Origin of the sequence: Proteus sp. G2675 (genome assembly GCF_963886535.1) — a bacterium.
Lineage (GTDB): Bacteria > Pseudomonadota > Gammaproteobacteria > Enterobacterales > Enterobacteriaceae > Proteus > Proteus mirabilis.
In genome coordinates, this window is sequence record NZ_CAWPCB010000037.1 from 43536 (window position 1) to 61366 (window position 17831).

At 38.6% G+C, this 17831-nt stretch carries 16 protein-coding genes and 3 pseudogenes; 8 read left to right on the top strand and 11 right to left on the bottom strand.

What is annotated here, in order from left to right; translation table 11 throughout:
• The first annotated feature begins 119 nt into the window (after nt 1–119).
• The 4 genes from deoC to prfH all read left to right on the top strand — a co-directional run bounded on the left by deoC (nt 120) and on the right by prfH (nt 3634).
• On the top strand, nt 120–788 hold the full coding sequence (deoC, locus tag AACQ49_RS12300; protein ID WP_004246148.1) for a deoxyribose-phosphate aldolase: 669 nt from the start codon (nt 120–122) through the stop codon (nt 786–788).
• 55 nt (nt 789–843) lie between these two features.
• A complete protein-coding gene (locus tag AACQ49_RS12305) occupies nt 844–1620 on the top strand; it encodes a DeoR family transcriptional regulator (RefSeq protein ID WP_004246149.1) in 777 nt (258 codons plus the stop codon).
• 266 nt (nt 1621–1886) lie between these two features.
• Nucleotides 1887–3023 carry an RNA ligase RtcB family protein gene (locus tag AACQ49_RS12310; protein WP_237612823.1) on the top strand — a complete coding sequence of 379 codons (1137 nt, stop codon included), beginning with the start codon at nt 1887–1889 and terminating at the stop codon, nt 3021–3023.
• Nucleotides 3023–3634: a peptide chain release factor H gene (prfH, locus tag AACQ49_RS12315; protein WP_004252939.1), complete on the top strand. Its 612-nt coding sequence runs from the start codon at nt 3023–3025 to the stop codon at nt 3632–3634. Before AACQ49_RS12310 ends, prfH begins: the two co-directional genes overlap by 1 nt.
• A gap of 475 nt (nt 3635–4109) precedes the next feature.
• On the opposite strand, the gene AACQ49_RS12320 is transcribed toward prfH, so the two are convergent.
• Nucleotides 4110–4367 (bottom strand): helix-turn-helix domain-containing protein, encoded by a 258-nt coding sequence (locus AACQ49_RS12320; RefSeq protein WP_036919663.1) that lies wholly within the window; start codon nt 4365–4367, stop codon nt 4110–4112.
• 834 nt (nt 4368–5201) lie between these two features.
• On the opposite strand from AACQ49_RS12320, the pseudogene AACQ49_RS12325 reads away from it, so the two are divergent.
• Nucleotides 5202–5806, top strand: a pseudogene (locus AACQ49_RS12325) (phosphorothioated DNA-binding restriction endonuclease); the annotation flags it as partial.
• Here AACQ49_RS12325 and AACQ49_RS12330 read toward each other — a convergent pair.
• A pseudogene (locus AACQ49_RS12330) lies at nt 5751–6131 on the bottom strand (RNA-guided endonuclease InsQ/TnpB family protein); the annotation flags it as partial. The pseudogenes AACQ49_RS12325 and AACQ49_RS12330 overlap by 56 nt on opposite strands.
• Nucleotides 6132–6138: 7 nt before the next feature.
• On the opposite strand from AACQ49_RS12330, the gene tnpA reads away from it, so the two are divergent.
• Entirely contained in the window at nt 6139–6570 is a 432-nt protein-coding gene (tnpA, locus tag AACQ49_RS12335; RefSeq protein WP_430257029.1) for an IS200/IS605 family transposase, read from the top strand.
• Between the two features lie 14 nt (nt 6571–6584).
• On the opposite strand, the pseudogene AACQ49_RS12340 reads toward tnpA, so the two are convergent.
• Nucleotides 6585–6917 (bottom strand): annotated as a pseudogene (locus tag AACQ49_RS12340) (Arm DNA-binding domain-containing protein); the annotation flags it as partial.
• A 932-nt stretch (nt 6918–7849) separates the two neighbouring features.
• On the opposite strand from AACQ49_RS12340, the gene AACQ49_RS12345 reads away from it, so the two are divergent.
• The gene (locus AACQ49_RS12345) at nt 7850–9274 is read left to right on the top strand and encodes an SIR2 family protein (RefSeq protein WP_060561462.1); all 1425 of its coding nucleotides are present in this window, start codon (nt 7850–7852) and stop codon (nt 9272–9274) included.
• Nucleotides 9271–11304 carry an ATP-binding protein gene (locus AACQ49_RS12350; protein WP_099432979.1) on the top strand — a complete coding sequence of 678 codons (2034 nt, stop codon included), beginning with the start codon at nt 9271–9273 and terminating at the stop codon, nt 11302–11304. The genes AACQ49_RS12345 and AACQ49_RS12350 overlap by 4 nt, the downstream gene beginning before the upstream one ends.
• A 177-nt stretch (nt 11305–11481) precedes the next feature.
• On the opposite strand, the gene AACQ49_RS12355 is transcribed toward AACQ49_RS12350, so the two are convergent.
• From AACQ49_RS12355 to AACQ49_RS12390, 8 genes are all read right to left on the bottom strand, one after another.
• Entirely contained in the window at nt 11482–11934 is a 453-nt protein-coding gene (locus tag AACQ49_RS12355) for an IrmA family protein (protein ID WP_099432980.1), read from the bottom strand.
• Between the two features lie 64 nt (nt 11935–11998).
• Nucleotides 11999–12487 carry a hypothetical protein gene (locus AACQ49_RS12360; protein WP_094959693.1) on the bottom strand — a complete coding sequence of 163 codons (489 nt, stop codon included), beginning with the start codon at nt 12485–12487 and terminating at the stop codon, nt 11999–12001.
• A 150-nt stretch (nt 12488–12637) separates the two neighbouring features.
• Nucleotides 12638–13111, bottom strand: a complete 474-nt coding sequence (locus tag AACQ49_RS12365; RefSeq protein ID WP_161779062.1) for a hypothetical protein — start codon at nt 13109–13111, stop codon at nt 12638–12640.
• 177 nt (nt 13112–13288) lie between these two features.
• A complete protein-coding gene (locus tag AACQ49_RS12370; protein ID WP_099432982.1) occupies nt 13289–13996 on the bottom strand; it encodes a helix-turn-helix transcriptional regulator in 708 nt (235 codons plus the stop codon).
• A 211-nt stretch (nt 13997–14207) separates the two neighbouring features.
• Nucleotides 14208–15044, bottom strand: a complete 837-nt coding sequence (locus tag AACQ49_RS12375) for a DUF932 domain-containing protein (RefSeq protein ID WP_161779063.1) — start codon at nt 15042–15044, stop codon at nt 14208–14210.
• Nucleotides 15045–15057: 13 nt separating this feature from the next.
• The gene (locus tag AACQ49_RS12380) at nt 15058–15483 is read right to left on the bottom strand and encodes an antirestriction protein (protein WP_088206864.1); all 426 of its coding nucleotides are present in this window, start codon (nt 15481–15483) and stop codon (nt 15058–15060) included.
• 91 nt (nt 15484–15574) lie between these two features.
• Nucleotides 15575–16447, bottom strand: coding sequence for a GTPase family protein (locus AACQ49_RS12385; protein WP_161779064.1), 873 nt, complete (start codon nt 16445–16447; stop codon nt 15575–15577).
• 60 nt (nt 16448–16507) lie between these two features.
• A complete protein-coding gene (locus AACQ49_RS12390) occupies nt 16508–17446 on the bottom strand; it encodes a hypothetical protein (RefSeq protein ID WP_161779065.1) in 939 nt (312 codons plus the stop codon).
• Nucleotides 17447–17831: the final 385 nt, after the last annotated feature.

Genomic DNA, 17831 nt, shown 5'->3' on the forward strand with positions numbered 1-17831 from the left:
ATATAACAATGTCATGTTATTTAAATATCATTTGTGATTGTTATCCCGTTAAAAGCTCACTATTATGTTGCCAAACTAACATGAGTGATAAATAACAATCTTCTCTTAAGGAAACGATTATGCGTCCATTAGCTAATTATATCGATCATACTCTACTTGCTGCAGATACAACTGAAGCACAAATCAAACAATTATGTGCTGAAGCTGTTGAACACGGTTTCTTCTCTGTGTGTATTAACACTTCTTATATCCCTTTAGCAAGAACTTGCCTAACCGGAAGTGATGTTAAAGTATGTTGTGTTATCGACTTCCCATTTGGTGCAGGCTTAACAGCAACCAAAGCATTTGAAGCGGCAGAAGCTATTCGCCAAGGTGCTCAAGAAGTCGATATGGTTATCAACATTGGCATGTTAAAAAGTGGTCGTTTTGATTTTGTAAAACAAGATATTGCCGCGGTAAAAGCCGCTTGCGGAAATACAACACTAAAAGTTATTCTAGAAACATGCCTATTAACTGACGACGAAGTACGTTTAGTTTGTGAAATGTGTTGCGAAGTCGGTGTTGATTTTGTTAAAACATCAACTGGATACAGTACAATGGGTGCCACAGAACACCATGTCGCTTTAATGCGTCAAACTGTCGGTGACAAAATGGGCGTAAAAGCGTCTGGTGGTGTACGTGATCGCCAAACAGCCTTAAAGATGATCAAAGCGGGGGCAACACGTATTGGTGCAAGTGCCAGTGTTGCGATTGTAACAGATTCAGATGCACCAGAATCAAATTACTAATAGCCTAGCGTATCGTTATATGGGATACGCTATTCGATAATAGAAGGATCCTTAGGTGATAGAGACCAAACAGCATGAACGTTTGCGTCGCCTTAGCGAATGCATAAAACGCTCAGGCCGCATCCATCTCAAAGATGCCGCGAGGATCCTTGAAGTATCTGAAATGACCATTCGTCGTGATCTCAGTTCAGATGTTGAAAACCCCTATCCGATGTCACTGCTTGGTGGCTATATTGTCGCGTTGGCACAACCTCATAGTAACCTAATCACATCGACTAGTGATATTATCACTCCGGATCAAACCCAAGAATTACATATTCCTAATCTTGCTGCGGGCATGGTGTCTGAAGGTGATGTACTATTTTTTGATAATGGCCAACTTATTCCGACATTAATTGAGCTTATTCCTGAGAGTTTACACTTTACTGGTATTTGTTATTCGCACCGCGTTTTCCTAGCATTAAGCCGAAAGAAAAATGCGACCGTACTACTTTGTGGTGGCGAATATCGCCCTAAAAGCGACTCATTTTATAATCCCCTCCAGCCTTGTTACCTTGATAACATAAATCCGAAAAAAGCCTTTATTTCCGCAGAGGGTGTCCACCTCGATTTTGGTGTTTCTTGCTACAACATCGATGATCTTCATATGAAGAGAAAAGCGATGGATAAATCGATTCGCAAGATCTTACTCACCAAATACCATGCCTTCGATGAAACTGCCACAGGCAATATGGGCGATTTAGCGCAATTTGATGTCGTGATCACCGATAGAAAATTAACAGATGATTACGAAGCCTATTGCCGAAAAAGCTCAGTTAAAATTATTTATTAACCCAAAAGAAAAATCTCACTGTTCCCTAATTTACTTTTTTTGGTAAACAGAAAGAAAAATCACGCTACTTTTTTAATTGCTAAAGTGAAAAAAAGTGATTACTATTCGCCTGATTTATTATTTTCCATTTCACAGAACTGCAAGGAGGTATCCCATGACAACAACAAATATGAATACTCTTTGCGGACAATCTCAAAAGTAATCCTTTCTTTTTACTGTCCGCCAATCACGTTATTTTTTATCCTTTACAATATATGGATTGGAATATGGACAAGTGTGTTCATTATTTATCTGATCGCGTTTGTTATATCGCCTCAGATAAGACTTGGATTGAAAGTAAAGCAATCCAACAACTAGTAACAACCTCTCAACTTCCTGAAATGGCTTATGTCACTGGCATGCCAGACTTACACCCCGGTCGTGGTTATCCCATTGGAGCGGCTTTTTTTTCTGTTAACCGTTTTTACCCTGCTTTAGTCGGTAATGACATTGGCTGTGGTATGACACTGTTTCAAACAGAATTTAACCATAGCAAACTCAATTTAGATAAAATAGAAAAAAAATTGAGCGAAATGAGTGATATCGCGCCCATCGAATGGTTGATAGATAATTTACCTGCAGATATGCAAAATCATCCATTTGCTCACTCATTAGGCTCTATTGGTGGTGGAAATCACTTTGCTGAATTCCAACAAATTGACCAAGTTATTAATCAAGCATTGTTTACAAACAGTGGTATTAATAAAAAACAATTATTGCTATTGGTGCATAGCGGTTCACGTGGTTTAGGGCAATCTATTTTACGTGCTCACACAGAGCAATTTGGCCATCAAGGACTGGTCGCGAATACAGACGCTGCCAATGACTACTTACAAGCCCATGACCATGCTCTTAATTATGCTAAGCTCAATCGCCACTTGATTGGCCATAGAATGATGGAACAAATTCATACACAAGGAACGGTTATTACTGATGTTAACCATAATCTGGTAGAGCCTTGCGAATTATATAATCAACAGGGATGGTTACATCGCAAAGGGGCGACGCCCGCCCATCACGATATTGTGGTTATTCCTGGTTCACGTGGTGATCACAGTTATCTCGTTAAACCTATTATCTCTGAATTAAGCCTCCATTCTCTACCACATGGTGCGGGTAGAAAGTGGATGCGAACTGAGTGTAAAGGCCGTTTATCACATCGATTTACGCCATTACAGCTCTCACGCACAGCACTAGGTAGCCGTATTATTTGTGCTAATAAACAATTAATTTATGAGGAAGCGCCTCAATCGTATAAATCAATTGAAACTGTTATAGAAAGTATGAGGAGTCTTGGTTTAATTGAGGTTATCGCCCGCTTAAAACCGGTTATTACTTATAAAACCAGTGGGGAGATAGCATAATGTTATTACAATTTTCTTCAGCACAAGGCCCCGAAGAATGCTGTATAGCGGTAGAAAAAACATTGAATTATTTTCTAACCGTCACAGAGCAGCGGCAAGTTGATGTGATAATTCTTGAGCAAGAGCCATCTCGTTATGGTTTAAAGTCAGTATTAGTATCGCTTAAAGGTGCAGAGGCTAAAGCTATCGCACAACAATGGTCAGGCACTGTGCAATGGCAATGTACAAGTACTTTAAGACCTAAACATAAACGCAAAAATTGGTTTATCGGTATCGCTTATTTTGACCCACCACAAGAAATCCAAGACACCGAAATTTTATTTGAAACCATGCGTGCCAATGGCCCCGGAGGACAACATGTTAATAAAACGAGTTCAGCTGTCAGAGCGACGCATATTGCAACAGGCATTAGCGTCAAGATCCAGTCTCAGCGAAGCCAACATGCTAATAAAAAATTAGCGAAACAGCTTATTGCTTGGCATCTAACTCATTATCTATCCCAACAGCAAGCTTCATTTAATAACCAGAGACACCTAGCTCATCACCGAGTGATCCGTGGTAATGCAACTCATTGTTTTTATGGACGTGAGTTTTTACCAATAACGAAATAACTCATATAAAACTAAAGCCACGTTATTAAATCGTGGCTTAACTGACTAATAAATCTAATAATTAAACCATCACTGTGATCCTAAATAATAAAATCGGTTATACACCTTAGTAGATAGCGAAAATAAAAACGCATCAGCGATGTTAAATGCCATCAGTATAAGATAGAGGGTTATTATTAATTCACTTTAGTGACGATTAGCCATCTATCACGACTTTTAATTACTATTTCATTTAACATTAGACCTGATTTTATACTATAAAAACAAAGCATTAACACTATAGAGTGGTAATAGAAAACATTTTAAAACGATCAAATATGCATCATCAATTATTGATTTATGACGTTCAATAAAGATATATACTTATATTTTAATATCAAAGATGCCTAAAAGTAATTTCTTATCATTACTATATTACTCAATAAACTACTACTATATGAGTATTTTTTAACAAAGCACTATTGTGATAATATTATTAGTGATAATAATTATTTAATTGGCTATCCCTATTTTGCTGACTAACAGTTGATTTTAGTAATAAACTTTGTGGTGACACTTTCAAAATAATCGCAATACATATTAATTCATCAACGGTTATCTTAGTATAACCATTTTCTAATTTTAGATAATATTGCTCTGTCATCCCTAACTGTAATGCAATTCTCGAACTTGATATATTTAATTCTTTTCTTCTATTTTGTATTCTTTTCCCTACCACTGTATTGATCATCATATACGCCCCTCAATGACAGGTAACCCTAATGATGATTCTAGTACAAATTGATAAAAACGATCAATAAAAAGATTACGATAGCCAACAGCTATCAAAAAACAAGCATTGATCGGTAGTAACAATACTTAGATAGATATACCTATAAATGCGTTTTTTAAGTATTAAATTTTAATAATTTACCTTAATAAAGATTATTATCTAAACAAAAGCCTAATTTACAGTTAATGTAATGTTAAAAAATTAATACTTGTATGTATAAATAAAAATATATTTTAAATTTAAAGATAAAAATAATCTCCACCAATAACTATATTTATAAAAATATATCAAATATGATATTACTTATAATATTACCATAGCATAAAAATGCTTTCTTATAAGCATTTCAAAGAATAGAATAATTAGCTATTTTTACTTATAGATATTTTAAGTCTATTATTTGCTTTTTTTTAAATACGACTAAAAATAGTACAAAATGTAAGAATGGTTGTTATTCTATAATAAAACAGATTTACCTATTAGAATCTTTAAAATAAAGATAAAACCATTTTTAATAGTAAAATCAAAAAAAATGAGCGATTAGAGGATGTTTTACCATTTTATTTTTATATTGTATTTAATAGAGTGAGGAAGATGTTTGAGACATTAAAATCACTATTGTTACGTTAAGTATCAAGATGTTGCAAAGAAATTAAAAAACAATGTTATTATAACAGATATGAATAATTAAACATATTTCTGTACTTCTTCTATAAAATAAGATTTTATACGACTATATTAATAAACTTTCGCATTCGCTATCATTCAGCCATTCACTTATTATCTAAAATACCCATGTATACTCAAAAAATCCTACAACAGAAAATTCTAATATCACGATCTGGCGTAAAGGTGATAACAGAGCGCCCCATAAACCACTGTTACTCTTATTAGCGCTTTCCGAGTACCGCAAAGGCCATCCACGACTATTTAATTATGGTAATGAAATTCATCAACAGTTATTAGAATTATTGATGAATTTTGGCCCATCTCGCCGTGAGCATTATCCAAATCTGCCTTTCTGGCGATTAGTTCGCGATGGTTTTTGGGAGTTGCAACTACCAAAAGAGAGCGATCTATCAAAAGATAATAAGCAACCATCGAAAAATAAATTAATTCAGCAAAATGTGTTAGGTGGATTTGACCAAGAAAGCTATCAGCTTCTTATAAAAAAGCCAAGTTTAATCAATAAGCTAGCACAACAGATTTTAAGTGAACACTTCCCTGATAATGTTCAAGAAGTTATTGCTAACCGTCTTGATTTTCCACTACAAGAAATTCGCCAAAACCGAGATCCCACTTTTAGAAAAAATATCTTACATGCTTACAATTATCAGTGTGCTATATGTGGTTATAATCTACGTTATGCTTCACGCCCTGCGGGTAGCGAAAAGCGTCATTTTTACCGCGTTTCTTGAATCGAGGAAAAGCGGTACGCTGCTGGAAAAAATTCTTGTAAGCCCGTTCCAAATCTTTAAGTGACTGTTGTAACGGTTGTGATGGGGCTTCCTTCAACCATTGTGTCTCTGTGTCAGATTTCCACTCAATGAGCCATGAAGCCATTTTTGTATAGGGAATGTATTTATTCCCTGCTTCGTAATTCTCATTCTGACGTGCTAATGCCCGATTGAAAACAAAACGACAAGCCCCTGCAAAGCGTCTCATCTCACGCTCTTGCTGACCATTGGGTCTTAACTGGAATTTAAAGGCTTGTAGACGTTTCATATTATCTATTATACTTTGGTCTATAAAAAATGAAACTAATATTCGCCTTGGCAGACATTGTGTATTCCTGATGCACGTCCATTTGGTCTTTGTCACAAAATACCGGCGAAAAATATTTGATCAGGATGCCATTGAAAAATTGCGAGGCTACTTTGCCAGTGTTTGTGCTGATTTTGATGTTGAACTGGTTGAAATGGATGGGGAACGGGATCACGTTCATTTACTGATTAATTACCCGCCAAAACTGGCGATATCTAATCTGGTTAACAGCCTTAAAGGGGTATCGAGTCGATTACCTCGACGTGATCGTCCTGATATTGCCCAACGTGATTACTACAAAGGGGTTCTTTGGTCGCCGAGTTATTTCGCGGGGAGTTGTGGTGGCGCAGCAATATCCATTATCCGCCAGTATATTGAGCAACAGGAAACACCTCGTTAGTTAAAAAACCGCGCCTTATTGGTCGCGTGCCAATCGCGAGCAACTTTCTCGAATGTATTAAATTCCTTTTGTTGCTCTTCTTTCACTTCTTTGCGTTTTTCACTTGGATCTACACCACTAGCAACAAGCTTTCTTGCTTCATCTCGTTTTTCTCGAGCATTCGCTAGCGAGATATCAGGGTACACGCCAAATGCTAGCATCTTTTCTTTACCGCCGAAGCGATAACGGAAGCGCCAATATTTAGAACCATTGGGATGAACCAGAAGAAATAGTCCGTTACCATCTGTCAGCTTATACGCTTTATCTTCAGATTTTGCAGAACGAACCTTAGTATCGGAAAGTGCCATTTTAACTATCCTCGCAGCCGAATTGCGGGTACAAAACTTTATCGAATCGGCATATACCCGCAAATGTACCCACATCATTAACTTGATGTCGGTTGAGTTGAGTATACGTTGGTAGAGTTAAAATGCGAGAGGAACCTTGCAAACACTCGATTTCAGATACAAAAAAAGACGTCTGTTGACGTCCATTGATGTTCTTATGGTGCGAAGGCCGGACTCGTACATAACACTTAACCTCATGATCTAAATTAAAATATTAAAGTATAAATTTATTTATACCAACGCATGTACCAACAGATAAAATTCTTACTTTCTCTGATGGTTATCTAATACAAGTAATCGTGATGCTGATGAAACAATATAATCTTATAAGTTATCTTCATGCAGCATCAAGATCTGGTATCATTGCCTCTCGGTTAGCTACTGATACTTCATAGTTACTCGCTTATCTTTGGTCAGATAGAGTAGGATAGCTGATCAGCTGCTAACAGCCCTCCTCATCTAAGTAGGAGCAATTACTAATTGATTTATGAAGAAGAGGCACGCATATGAGATGATATATTTCCCGTATTTTTCCGCCTATTCAAACACCGTTCCCTCTGGGAATGACTTTTCATAGCCCATATTGTCTCTCAATCGTTTTAGAATTTGATCAAATCATTTCTGCATGTGCATATCAATAAATTTAAAAACTCTTCTCACGCATTTCTTCCACCTATGTTGAATCATAAGAGCTTATATGCTAATAGGTTGATATTTAACCTTGCTAAGTTAGAAAGCATGTTGGATACCTTGGGGTTGTATAGATGATACTCTGAGGATTTTAGAGCCTTGTAGGCATAAGATTCAAAAGCAATAACTTAAATTATCATACTAGTAGCTCTCCTTTATGCCTACAACATTATGTTTTTTATACAAATAAAAGAAGTGTGTTTATGAATATTCAGTACATAAAGGTTGGTAGTGTACCCGAAATTATTAGACTGTTACCAAACTCTAGCGAGCAAGCTGATTCCTACTCTTATCCTTTTACCCTATCGGCAAACTGTGCATGGGGAAAACAGGAAGCAGAAATATCAATAGAGAATTTACGCCAAAATATCGAGCCTTGGCTAACCGCACTCTTCCAATCCGAACATTTAAACTTATTGATCGGTGCAGGTTTAAGCACATCTATTCAAATGTCTGCTACAGGTTTACCTCCAGCAGGAATGGGCTGGATAAGCGACCTAGCAGTATGTCAAAGTGAAATAGATACATTTGCTACCCAAGCCGCCCAAGCTGCTGGCCGCGATAAGGGAAATATAGAAGATCAAATTAGAGCTATTAATGAACTTATTAAAGGGCTTGAAATTCTGACAGTGCTGAATACCCCTCAACCTGAAAACCCTCCAGCTCCTCATGTTGCTTATAGAAATCTAAAAGCTGATTTGAAAGCACTTAGGGGAGAGCTTTCTCGATGCCTAGGTGAGTTTTCAAGATCTGTAAGTACTGGAGAATACTTGATTAAAAATGCTGACCCTAAGCGAAAAGAGGAAACATTCAATTATCTGGTGAGCTTCTTGATGAGCTTTGCAAGTAGAACTGCCACTCGCGATAGGTTACATATTTTCACAACAAACTACGACCGTATTATCGAAGTAGGTGCGGAGCTTGCTGGCTTGAGACTTATAGATCGCTTTGTAGGAAGTATCGCTCCAGTGTTTCGTTCTTCAAGATTAGAAGTTGATTATCACTATAATCCTCCTGGAATCCGTGGCGAACCAAGATATTTAGAAGGAGTTGCGCGTTTTACTAAGCTTCATGGTTCCCTTGATTGGCATGAACAAAATAGTGCAATTCGGCGCTTTGGTTTACCTTTTGGGGCACGCTCTGTTGATCCGTTTTTAGAAGCCGAAGGTCATGAAAGCAATAGCTATGAACAGCTCATGATTTATCCTAATTCAGTAAAAGATAGAGAAACTGCCGAGTACCCTTATGTTGAGCTATTTCGAGATTTTGCAGCAGCAACTAGCCGTCCAAATAGCACATTAGTCACCTATGGCTATAGCTTTGGTGATGAGCATATCAATAGGGTAATTGAAGACATGCTTACAGTTCCTTCGACTCATATAGTCATAATAGCCTTCGGAGATCCACTTGGAAGAATTATGAATTTCATTACTAAGAGTGGAAGAAAAGCTCAGATCACTCTGTTAATGGGAGATCATTTAGGAGATCTTAAAACTTTAGTTGATAACTATCTACCTAAACCTGCTATTGATAAAGCATCAATAAAGATGGCTGAATTGCTCAAGCAAAGGGGATTCATGCAGCCAAAAGAATTAGGTAATTCAACTGACTCCGAGGTATCACTATGAGCTACTTACCAATTGAAAGGTTAGAGCAATTAAGAATTGGAACTGTTGGTTTTGTATCGCCTAGTGAAATCAGAGTTTCTTTAGAGATTGACTCTCCAGATTCCGTATCGCTTCAAGGTGGCTCACCTCGTAATTTTCCTCGAATAAATAGTTATGTACTTATAAGTAGTGATGATGGATTTCTTGTTGGGCAGGTTGAGTGGATTGCCGTAGAACATTCACCATACCCTAAAAGAAGGGGATTGCAAGATTTTGGCTTGATAGACCTTCCTTTTCCACTTAAAAAGCTCAGCATCAATCCTGTTGGCACGTTAAGAGTTGATAGAAAAAACGAAGGTTTCAAGTTCACAAGAGGAACAGATGCTTTTCCCTCGGTAGGTGACTCAGTGCTCCTGCCCACTGACGAGCAATTAAAATCAATAATCGAGTCAGGTGACAATAGAAGAGTAAAAATAGGGGATAGCCCCCTAGCTAACAATGCAGAAATAAAAGTGGACCCTGATAGGCTTTTTGGACGACATATAGCTGTCTTGGGTAATACAGGTAGTGGTAAATCATGCTCAGTGGCGGGGTTAATTCAATGGTCTTTAGATGCAGTTTTGCAACAGGAACAAACTCCTAATGCTCGGTTCATAATACTTGATCCAAATGGAGAATACAGTAGAGCATTCGGACCAAAATCAAAATACAAGGGTAAGCTATTACGTGTAGAAGCTAACACGGATGCTGAAGAAATTGAACTTAAAGTGCCGTCATGGTTATGGAATAGTTCTGAATGGGCTGCTTTTACTCAAGCAAGTTCAAAAGTTCAACTTCCCTTATTGCGCCGAGCTCTGAGGGCTATGAGAAATGCTGTTTTGTCAGAAGATAATGTGACAATTCAAGCGAAACACTTTTGCGGTATCCTTCTCGTGTCAATGAGACAATTAGCAAGCCAAGGCCAGATATATGTAAATGGCGGTCATGCGAAAGGTTTCGTTGAAAGTTTAACCTCATGGGCTAATAGTCTCTCCACGTTGAATGAAAAAATCGATAAAAAACCTTTTGATAACCTAATAAACACGATTAATGTGTATCTCTCCACTCGAACAGGTGTACAGTGGCCGTCAAAACCTGAAGTTTCCGACACTGATCAGTTGATTAGCGAATTAAAAAATGCGCATGCTACGCTTGGTGGGGACGAGCAAGAACTTCTTCCGAAAAGTGAAGATGCGCCTATTCGTTTTAAAGGTGACGATTTTGTAGCGTATCTCGAAGCCTTAGCCCAAGAAACAGGTACAGAGCAGTTCGTGGAGTTTCTTCTGACTCGTATTCGGACAATGTTAGGTGACACCCGAATAAGTGTAGTAACAAATGATTCTGAAGAGCCTATCAGTTTAACTAATTGGTTAAACACTTTTCTAGGGATAGATGGGCAAAGTTCTATAACCGTAATCGATTTATCACTGGTACCAAATGAAATAATACATTTGGTAACTGCTGTAATTTCCAGGGTTACTTTTGAAGCACTACAACGTTATCGAAGGCTAAATGGAAAACCACTGCCAACAGTTATGGTTGCAGAGGAAGCTCATACATTTATTAAACGCTACAAAGAGGATAGTGAGGGTCAGTCAGTCTCCGACATATGCTGCAAAGTATTTGAAAAAATAGCTCGAGAAGGACGAAAATTTGGATTAGGTCTTGTGGTTTCGTCCCAACGGCCGTCAGAGTTATCTCCAACAGTGTTGTCTCAATGTAATACTTTTTTGTTGCACCGGATTAGTAATGATAGAGACCAAGAGCAAGTCCATAGGCTTGTTCCCGATAATATGAGGGGATTATTGAGGGAGTTGCCATCTCTACCATCTCGGCATGCTATTTTACTAGGATGGGCTTCTGAACTTCCGGTTTTAGTTAGAATGAGAGAGCTTACTGAAACACAAAGACCTCAATCTGACGATCCTGATTTTTGGGACGTATGGTCTAATACTGGTGAAAATCCTCGCAAAGTTGATTGGCAACTGATAGCTGATGATTGGCAACGTTAAGTAACTTAACTGATTTGTAGTAGTGTTATATATGACAGTCTAGGCTTTGGTTGATAATTAGTTTTCACTACCAAAAATTGACTTGATAGTATCAATACTATCAAGTCAAACTATTAAGCTAATATAAAACGCTGATTGTAATGCTCTCCATTTAGGGCAGAATAAATACAACTAAAATTATTTTTTTCCAGCCACCGACATCTTCGCCAACTCTGGATTATTCGCCTCAAAGATTGATAGTGGTAATTCAACCTTACGCCCGTTCTGATCTTCTACCGCTTTAACCACTTCAAACTCAACGACATCATCACAAGGTATTTCCAGTCCTGCAAAGGTGGCACGCGTTGCGCTAGAATCGCCAAAAGGTTCCACTTCCAGTACCGTATCCCCTAATACCTTTCCTTGCCTATCTTTCATTCTCAAGGTTATCTCAAGCGCACCAAACTCCGCGTGGTCTAGAACCATATGGCTACCGCCATTATCAAGGGTAAATGAGTAACCACAGTAACCTTGGTTAATAAAGTTTGAACTTGTATGCGTGATGCTCGCATAACGCTGTTGTTCTTCAGCCAAGCTAAATGCACTAACTGCTAATAGTCCTATCGCAAATAGGCTTTTTATCTTATTCATTACGTTACCTTTAGTTATCTTTTATTGCCCTCACTACCGCAAGTAACGGTAGCGAGAATGTTATTTATTGTTGGTTGGTTTGCAATCCACCTTTAGTACGGTCTTTTTCTTTCCAATGTGGGCGTTTTTTACCTGATAATTCTTTTTGCTGGTTCCAGTAACCTATCGGATAGCGTTTGACGATAGTACCGTTGACACCAATATCAACTGACGAATATTGCCCGTTATTTATGTATCCTTTTTGGACGTAGGCGTTAGGGCTACAAGTGCCTGTATCGCGTTGTTGCCAGTTTCCGTCAGTTCTTGCCACGATGTAGAAATCACCAAATGCACAACCTGATGCGGATTTATGATTCAGTACAGCAACATAATGCTTGGTTGAGCCTACAATCCTACAGGTACTGTTTTGGCTTCCACACACTTGCCATAAGGTTTTACCGCCATCACCTTTATACTCCCAGATGGTATTTTTAGGGGGCTGGCTGGTGGCAGAAGCTGGTGATGTTATCAACCACAGTGAGGCTAATGCAGTTACGAATACATATTTTTTCATTATAAATTCCTATCAACATAAATAGAAACGTCAGATTGACGCTTGATGAACACCGTCTAATGGGTGCTTGTTTTTCCCTGATATGGCGTATTCGGTGGTTATCGGGTGAATGGTGAATAAGGTATCCACAACAAAAATTGCTGATCATAGTTAATGTGATGACTGACGGTTTAGTCGCACTGAAATCCAGTGACGAATTCGCCGATGAAGATAAAAGGCAATACCACTGGCGATAAGTAAATCAATCAACAATATTGTAGTAGCAACTCCTTCAGTAAAACCGTATAGCCAACCGGATGACATGATAATCAGTAGGCTAGAGAGGGCTAATCCGATAATGATGGACGAGATAATGGCAACTAATTTGGGGTTGAAATGGATTTTATAATCAACTCCCATAAAGGCACTCAAAACCCATAAGCCCAATTGCGCCAAGAGTTGTGGGATAACCAGAGCAAAGAGATATAAAACGAAGTACATCAATGTGATCCCATACGGGTTCATGATGAGAGCGATAAGCTGGAAATGTGTTAGCAATACGCCAGTGATCCAAAGGCATAACAAAATACTGATAACGACAGCGATCCGTTCTAAACCCAGTTGTAAGTGTGAAACTGTGTTCATATTTCTAAGCTTCCTTATGTGATGATGAATTCACGGTGTGAGGGTGATTTTGAATAGGCATGGCCCATTCGTAACCGCAATCGCGGCACATCCAGCCTGAGCCCCATGCAATGATGTCTTGCTCTGAAGAACAGTGAGGGCAATGTGTAGGATGCGATGCTGGTGAGGTTAATAACGTCATGGTCGGCTCCTTTCTTTGTGTGATGGAAGAGAGGTAAGTACTTGTGATATCAATCGAAAATGCGGTAAGGCTGCGATAAAACTGTTTTGTTGTGACAATTGCATCACTGCATGTTTCGGTGTGAAGGGGGTATTTAGCGGCTGAACTTGTTGGATATCCTCCAACAGCAAAACATGCACTTGCTGATGATATTCAGCCAGTAAATACCACTGGCCTTCACGGTAAATCAGTTGATAAGGTTGTAGTGGATTAAAACGACGCTCAGGTGTGAGTAAGCTAATAGATTGCTTACTGGTAATGGCATACACCAATTGATAGAAATGGTCGGCATGCAAAGCCGAAATCTTATGGGCGTGGTGCCAAATCAAACAAGGTGCATGGGGTTGTTGGGTTAGCAGTAATCCCAGTAAGCGGCTGTCTAGCCCCGGAAACAATCGAGTCATCCCAATCTGTTTCACAAAGGTAAGAATATCTTTGTCTCGATAAGCTTTTAGCGTATTGATGGGCAAGCGATAACAACCTTGCCGACCTTCTACACCCAGATAAGCCAAGCGTTCACGTAAATCCCGTTGTAACGTGCGTTCAGAAACATGGAATTCTTGGGCTAAACATGAGAGCACTAGGCTTTCGCCCGCCATTAAGCGGGCAATCAGCGCAGAGAGTCGCACAGCCATGCGGTCATATTTTCGGTTGGTCTGAAACATAACGTATTGCTCTCAATAACGGACGTTAGGAAATTAAGAAGTAAGGGAGTTTAACTTAGGGGATTGACAGGTTATGTCTGTTGGGAAAAATTATCATTAGGCTTTTTAGTGAAAAACCACTACAAGTAATTTATTGATAAATAATGTTATGTCGATTATTTGAACAATAAGGAGGTAGGGCGTAACGACACAACCTGTCAGGGCGGGAAAATTAGTTGGGCTGGCGAGGAGCAAGTTGGTTAAATAAGGTATCCGCCATCACCCACAGGGCTTTATTAAGTTTGATATCGCCATCAATCCCATTCACCGAACGAGTGCGGGCCCGTTTACCTTTTGCGGTTCTGCCTGATAATCCCCCTTTAATCAGGTTTTCTTGTAAACGTTGGTACACCGTCCAAAGGTCTTCTTTCTTATCTTCAACGCGTCGAGGCTGTAGAATTTGCTCTCGTGTGATTGGCTGGAACTCTTCACCAAAGCGGTAGGTCAAAGCCGCTTCAGCAAAGGCTTGCTGGGCTGGTGGGGGTAACAATAACGACTGCATACTTTCGCGTTTTTCAGCCACTTGCTCAAACGTATCGAGTACCTCATACGCCCCTTCAATCACTTTCCCCACCACATCCCCTTTATGGGGTACACGCACTTCACCTAATACATCACCGCACACCAAACCGTTGGAGCATACAGCTCTAAAGAGTCCCGGCAACATCTGGTAGCTACTCGAACCGTCATGGCTATTGAGCAAAATAATTTCAGGCACTTGTACGCCCGTAATTTGGTCATGTCGCCGAAGTCGTAACATATGCTTGGTGTGCTCTCGACGGCTGACATCACGCACTCGAGTCTGGCAGGCAAAGAACGGGTAAAAGCCTTCTTTTTGTAGGCTGTCTAACAAGGTGATGGTGGGAATGTAAGTATAACGTTCACTGCGTGACCCATGCTTATCTTCGGAGAAAACGCTCGGTACAGTACGAAATAATTCTTCAATGGTGAGTGGACGGTCACGGCGAATACTGTTAGCAGAGCCAAAACGCGAAGCTAATAAACTCATGATAGACTCCTGATTAATCAATTAAGTGGAAAATGGCAGCGGACTCGGGATGTTGTGAAGCGTAGTCACGCAGCTGATAAAAGCGGTCGCACATCACTTCACTTTCTGTTTGGAATGACCAGATGCTGTACAAGATCAGACACACCGCAATCCCTGCAGCCTCTTGGCTCACGGTGGCTTCATTGCAGTTGTGCATGTTGAATAGGGTTAAGGTATCTGCGTTGATATCGGGGTAGATAAAGGCACCGCCATTATTAAGCGAGCCGTACTCCCAGTAACCGCCATGATATTCGTCGCAGAATTGACCCATCGTGGTGAAGATCACCACTTCAAAGGTAGCCCAGCCTTTTACTGCACCAAAATGGTTGAACCAAAAATCTAGGCGTTGCTCATCAGGGACTAATTCCATTGTGATAGCAGATTCAGTTGAATGATTCATAAGTTGATACTCCAATAAAAAGAAATAAAAAAGCGCCAATCCCGTTAAGGAGTGGCGCTAGATGTCATTAATGTTGCGTTAATTTAAGAAGCTAAAAGAATAGGCTCCACAGGGACTTAGCGACGGAGACGATGCTATTTTTGACCGTACCAATCGTACTTTTTATCAGTGGTGGCAACGGAATGATGTCGATTAAAGTATCAACAATATCACTGACACATTGCCCAAAATCGTTACGTGCCGAAGTTTCTACAGATTGCGTCCGGTAAGTATTGTTCAGTTGCCTAGCGACACCGCTACTAGCCTCTGCCGGTAATACCTGTATTAATTGCTCTGCTAATTCAGTCAGTTGGTAACCTTCTGCCGCAGAAACCGTCATCACAGGATGATGCGGCTTAAATGCGGTTATCACGGCTTGTTGCTTCAATTCTAAGTTAGCCGCTTGCTCCGGGGATGGCTGATGCTTGTATTCATCCCACTGGCGACAAGGCTCTATCTTGTCTGCTTGGTTTAGCACAAATAGAAATCGCTTAGGTTGGTAGCCACATTGCTCAGTGAGAAAGCGATAACACTGTTCATCAGAAGACCACGCTCTATCATCGGCCTTAAGTACCCAGATGATTAAATCCAGCTCTGGCAGTAAGTTACGATAGAGCTGGTGATACTCTTTATCTCGCTCAAGGCTTTCACCTACGCCGGGTAAATCTATAAAGGTAAGCGTGTGATTGTTCATCGTCATACTGAAGCGCTGAGCATGCCGTGTACAGCCGGATACATCACTCACAGGTGATAGGATTGATTGGAATAGAGCGTTGATAAGGCTGGATTTTCCAGCCCCTGTTTTTCCCATCAGGCCAATGGTGGGAGAGTAGCTAATTAGGTGATTAAGTTGGTTGAAAAACAGATTTTTAAATGAAGCAGGAAAGGCGGATATCACCCTTCCTAATTCGGGTTGTAGGTTCATATTACATCCTTGAAAAATCATTGTGGCTATTCAAGCTAATAATATATATCTGTAGTTTTTTTAATTTGCCTTTTTAGCTGTCAATATTAGCTTTTTTAATGGTTCCTCTGGTAAGTCAATTTGATCAATCATAGCTTCAATAATTTCATTAATATTTTTATTATGAAGCTTTGCTATTTTTTTTAATTTTAACTTTGATTCTTTAGATATATAGGTATTCAATACCTCTTTACCTTTAACGCCATCACGGAATTTCTTTTGACTCCATGCTTTTCTTGTTCTGGAAAGAAAATAATCCACGTGTTTAGGATTTGAAGTGATTGCCCAGTAATCAAAGCAAGAGTTAATTACCTTCCATTTTTCATTCCTTATCAAAAGAGCTATGTCGCGAGAAATCTCCACATCTTCTTTCACCATTCTCTTAATCAACCAATCTAATGAATCATCGGTTTTATTAATAAATGAAAATACATTTTTATATTTATTAACATATGACATACTTTTATTTAAAAAATCCAAAAATAAAAATTCAAAATTGCTTTTACTCACCATCATACAAATATAGTCAATAAAACAAATTACATATTTTAATAAAGAATCGTTCCCTATCATCTCATCAAGGTCAAATGGAGAATAACTACTCATTGTCATTATTTGGTGATTATTTTCATTCTCTTTTAGTTTTTCATTATAAAATATCATTAAATAATTCATTACTATAAGTAAAATCCGTTCACTCTTTAAAGATTTTATTTTTCCAATTTCAATTAAATTTTCTTTATAACAAGACAAGCAATTTTCAAAATTTAAAAAAGTATTTCTTTCTGACATATACAATTTTATTTCATCTAACAGATCACGATTAGACTTTCCTTTTCTATTATCAGTGAAATGACCAATATTAAAGTTTTGATCTATTACGATTTTATTTTTTAACAAATAAAACTCTATTGCATATATCTGCCTGTAACCTAAGTAATCATCGTCAATTTTTATCATAAAATTTTATCCTTACCTAGCAATTAACGCAGTATTTTACGTAGCATTTATAGTTACCTTGTATCATGTAAGAAACAGGATTTACGTGCTAAATATCACTATAATAGTAAAATTATAGTTAGAATGAAGGATAATCTTTAGATAAATTAATATCAGAGTTGATCTACTTGAAAAAGTATCAGTTCACCTTTGTTCAAAAGCGCTCTGTCACGGTCATCGGTGATGAGATAGAGAAGAGCCTTGCCGTGTTGGTATAGTATTATCTTAATAAAGAAAACCTATCCCATAACTACACCTAGAACATTAATCATTACCCTGTCACTGACTCACTAATTCATATGCTCATCATTTTTCTAAAGTGATGAATTCTTATTTTTAACAACAT

What these genes read in the sequence shown, in the direction of transcription:
- deoC (WP_004246148.1), top strand. Translation starts at nt 120, where the DNA reads ATGCGTCCATTAGCTAATTATATCGATCATACTCTACTTGCTGCAGAT.
- AACQ49_RS12310 (WP_237612823.1), top strand. Translation starts at nt 1,887, where the DNA reads ATGGACAAGTGTGTTCATTATTTATCTGATCGCGTTTGTTATATCGCC.
- prfH (WP_004252939.1), top strand. Translation starts at nt 3,023, where the DNA reads ATGTTATTACAATTTTCTTCAGCACAAGGCCCCGAAGAATGCTGTATA.
- AACQ49_RS12320 (WP_036919663.1), bottom strand. Translation starts at nt 4,367, where the DNA reads ATGATGATCAATACAGTGGTAGGGAAAAGAATACAAAATAGAAGAAAA.
- AACQ49_RS12345 (WP_060561462.1), top strand. Translation starts at nt 7,850, where the DNA reads ATGAATATTCAGTACATAAAGGTTGGTAGTGTACCCGAAATTATTAGA.
- AACQ49_RS12350 (WP_099432979.1), top strand. Translation starts at nt 9,271, where the DNA reads ATGAGCTACTTACCAATTGAAAGGTTAGAGCAATTAAGAATTGGAACT.
- AACQ49_RS12355 (WP_099432980.1), bottom strand. Translation starts at nt 11,934, where the DNA reads ATGAATAAGATAAAAAGCCTATTTGCGATAGGACTATTAGCAGTTAGT.
- AACQ49_RS12360 (WP_094959693.1), bottom strand. Translation starts at nt 12,487, where the DNA reads ATGAAAAAATATGTATTCGTAACTGCATTAGCCTCACTGTGGTTGATA.
- AACQ49_RS12365 (WP_161779062.1), bottom strand. Translation starts at nt 13,111, where the DNA reads ATGAACACAGTTTCACACTTACAACTGGGTTTAGAACGGATCGCTGTC.
- AACQ49_RS12370 (WP_099432982.1), bottom strand. Translation starts at nt 13,996, where the DNA reads ATGTTTCAGACCAACCGAAAATATGACCGCATGGCTGTGCGACTCTCT.
- AACQ49_RS12375 (WP_161779063.1), bottom strand. Translation starts at nt 15,044, where the DNA reads ATGAGTTTATTAGCTTCGCGTTTTGGCTCTGCTAACAGTATTCGCCGT.
- AACQ49_RS12380 (WP_088206864.1), bottom strand. Translation starts at nt 15,483, where the DNA reads ATGAATCATTCAACTGAATCTGCTATCACAATGGAATTAGTCCCTGAT.
- AACQ49_RS12385 (WP_161779064.1), bottom strand. Translation starts at nt 16,447, where the DNA reads ATGAACCTACAACCCGAATTAGGAAGGGTGATATCCGCCTTTCCTGCT.
- AACQ49_RS12390 (WP_161779065.1), bottom strand. Translation starts at nt 17,446, where the DNA reads ATGATAAAAATTGACGATGATTACTTAGGTTACAGGCAGATATATGCA.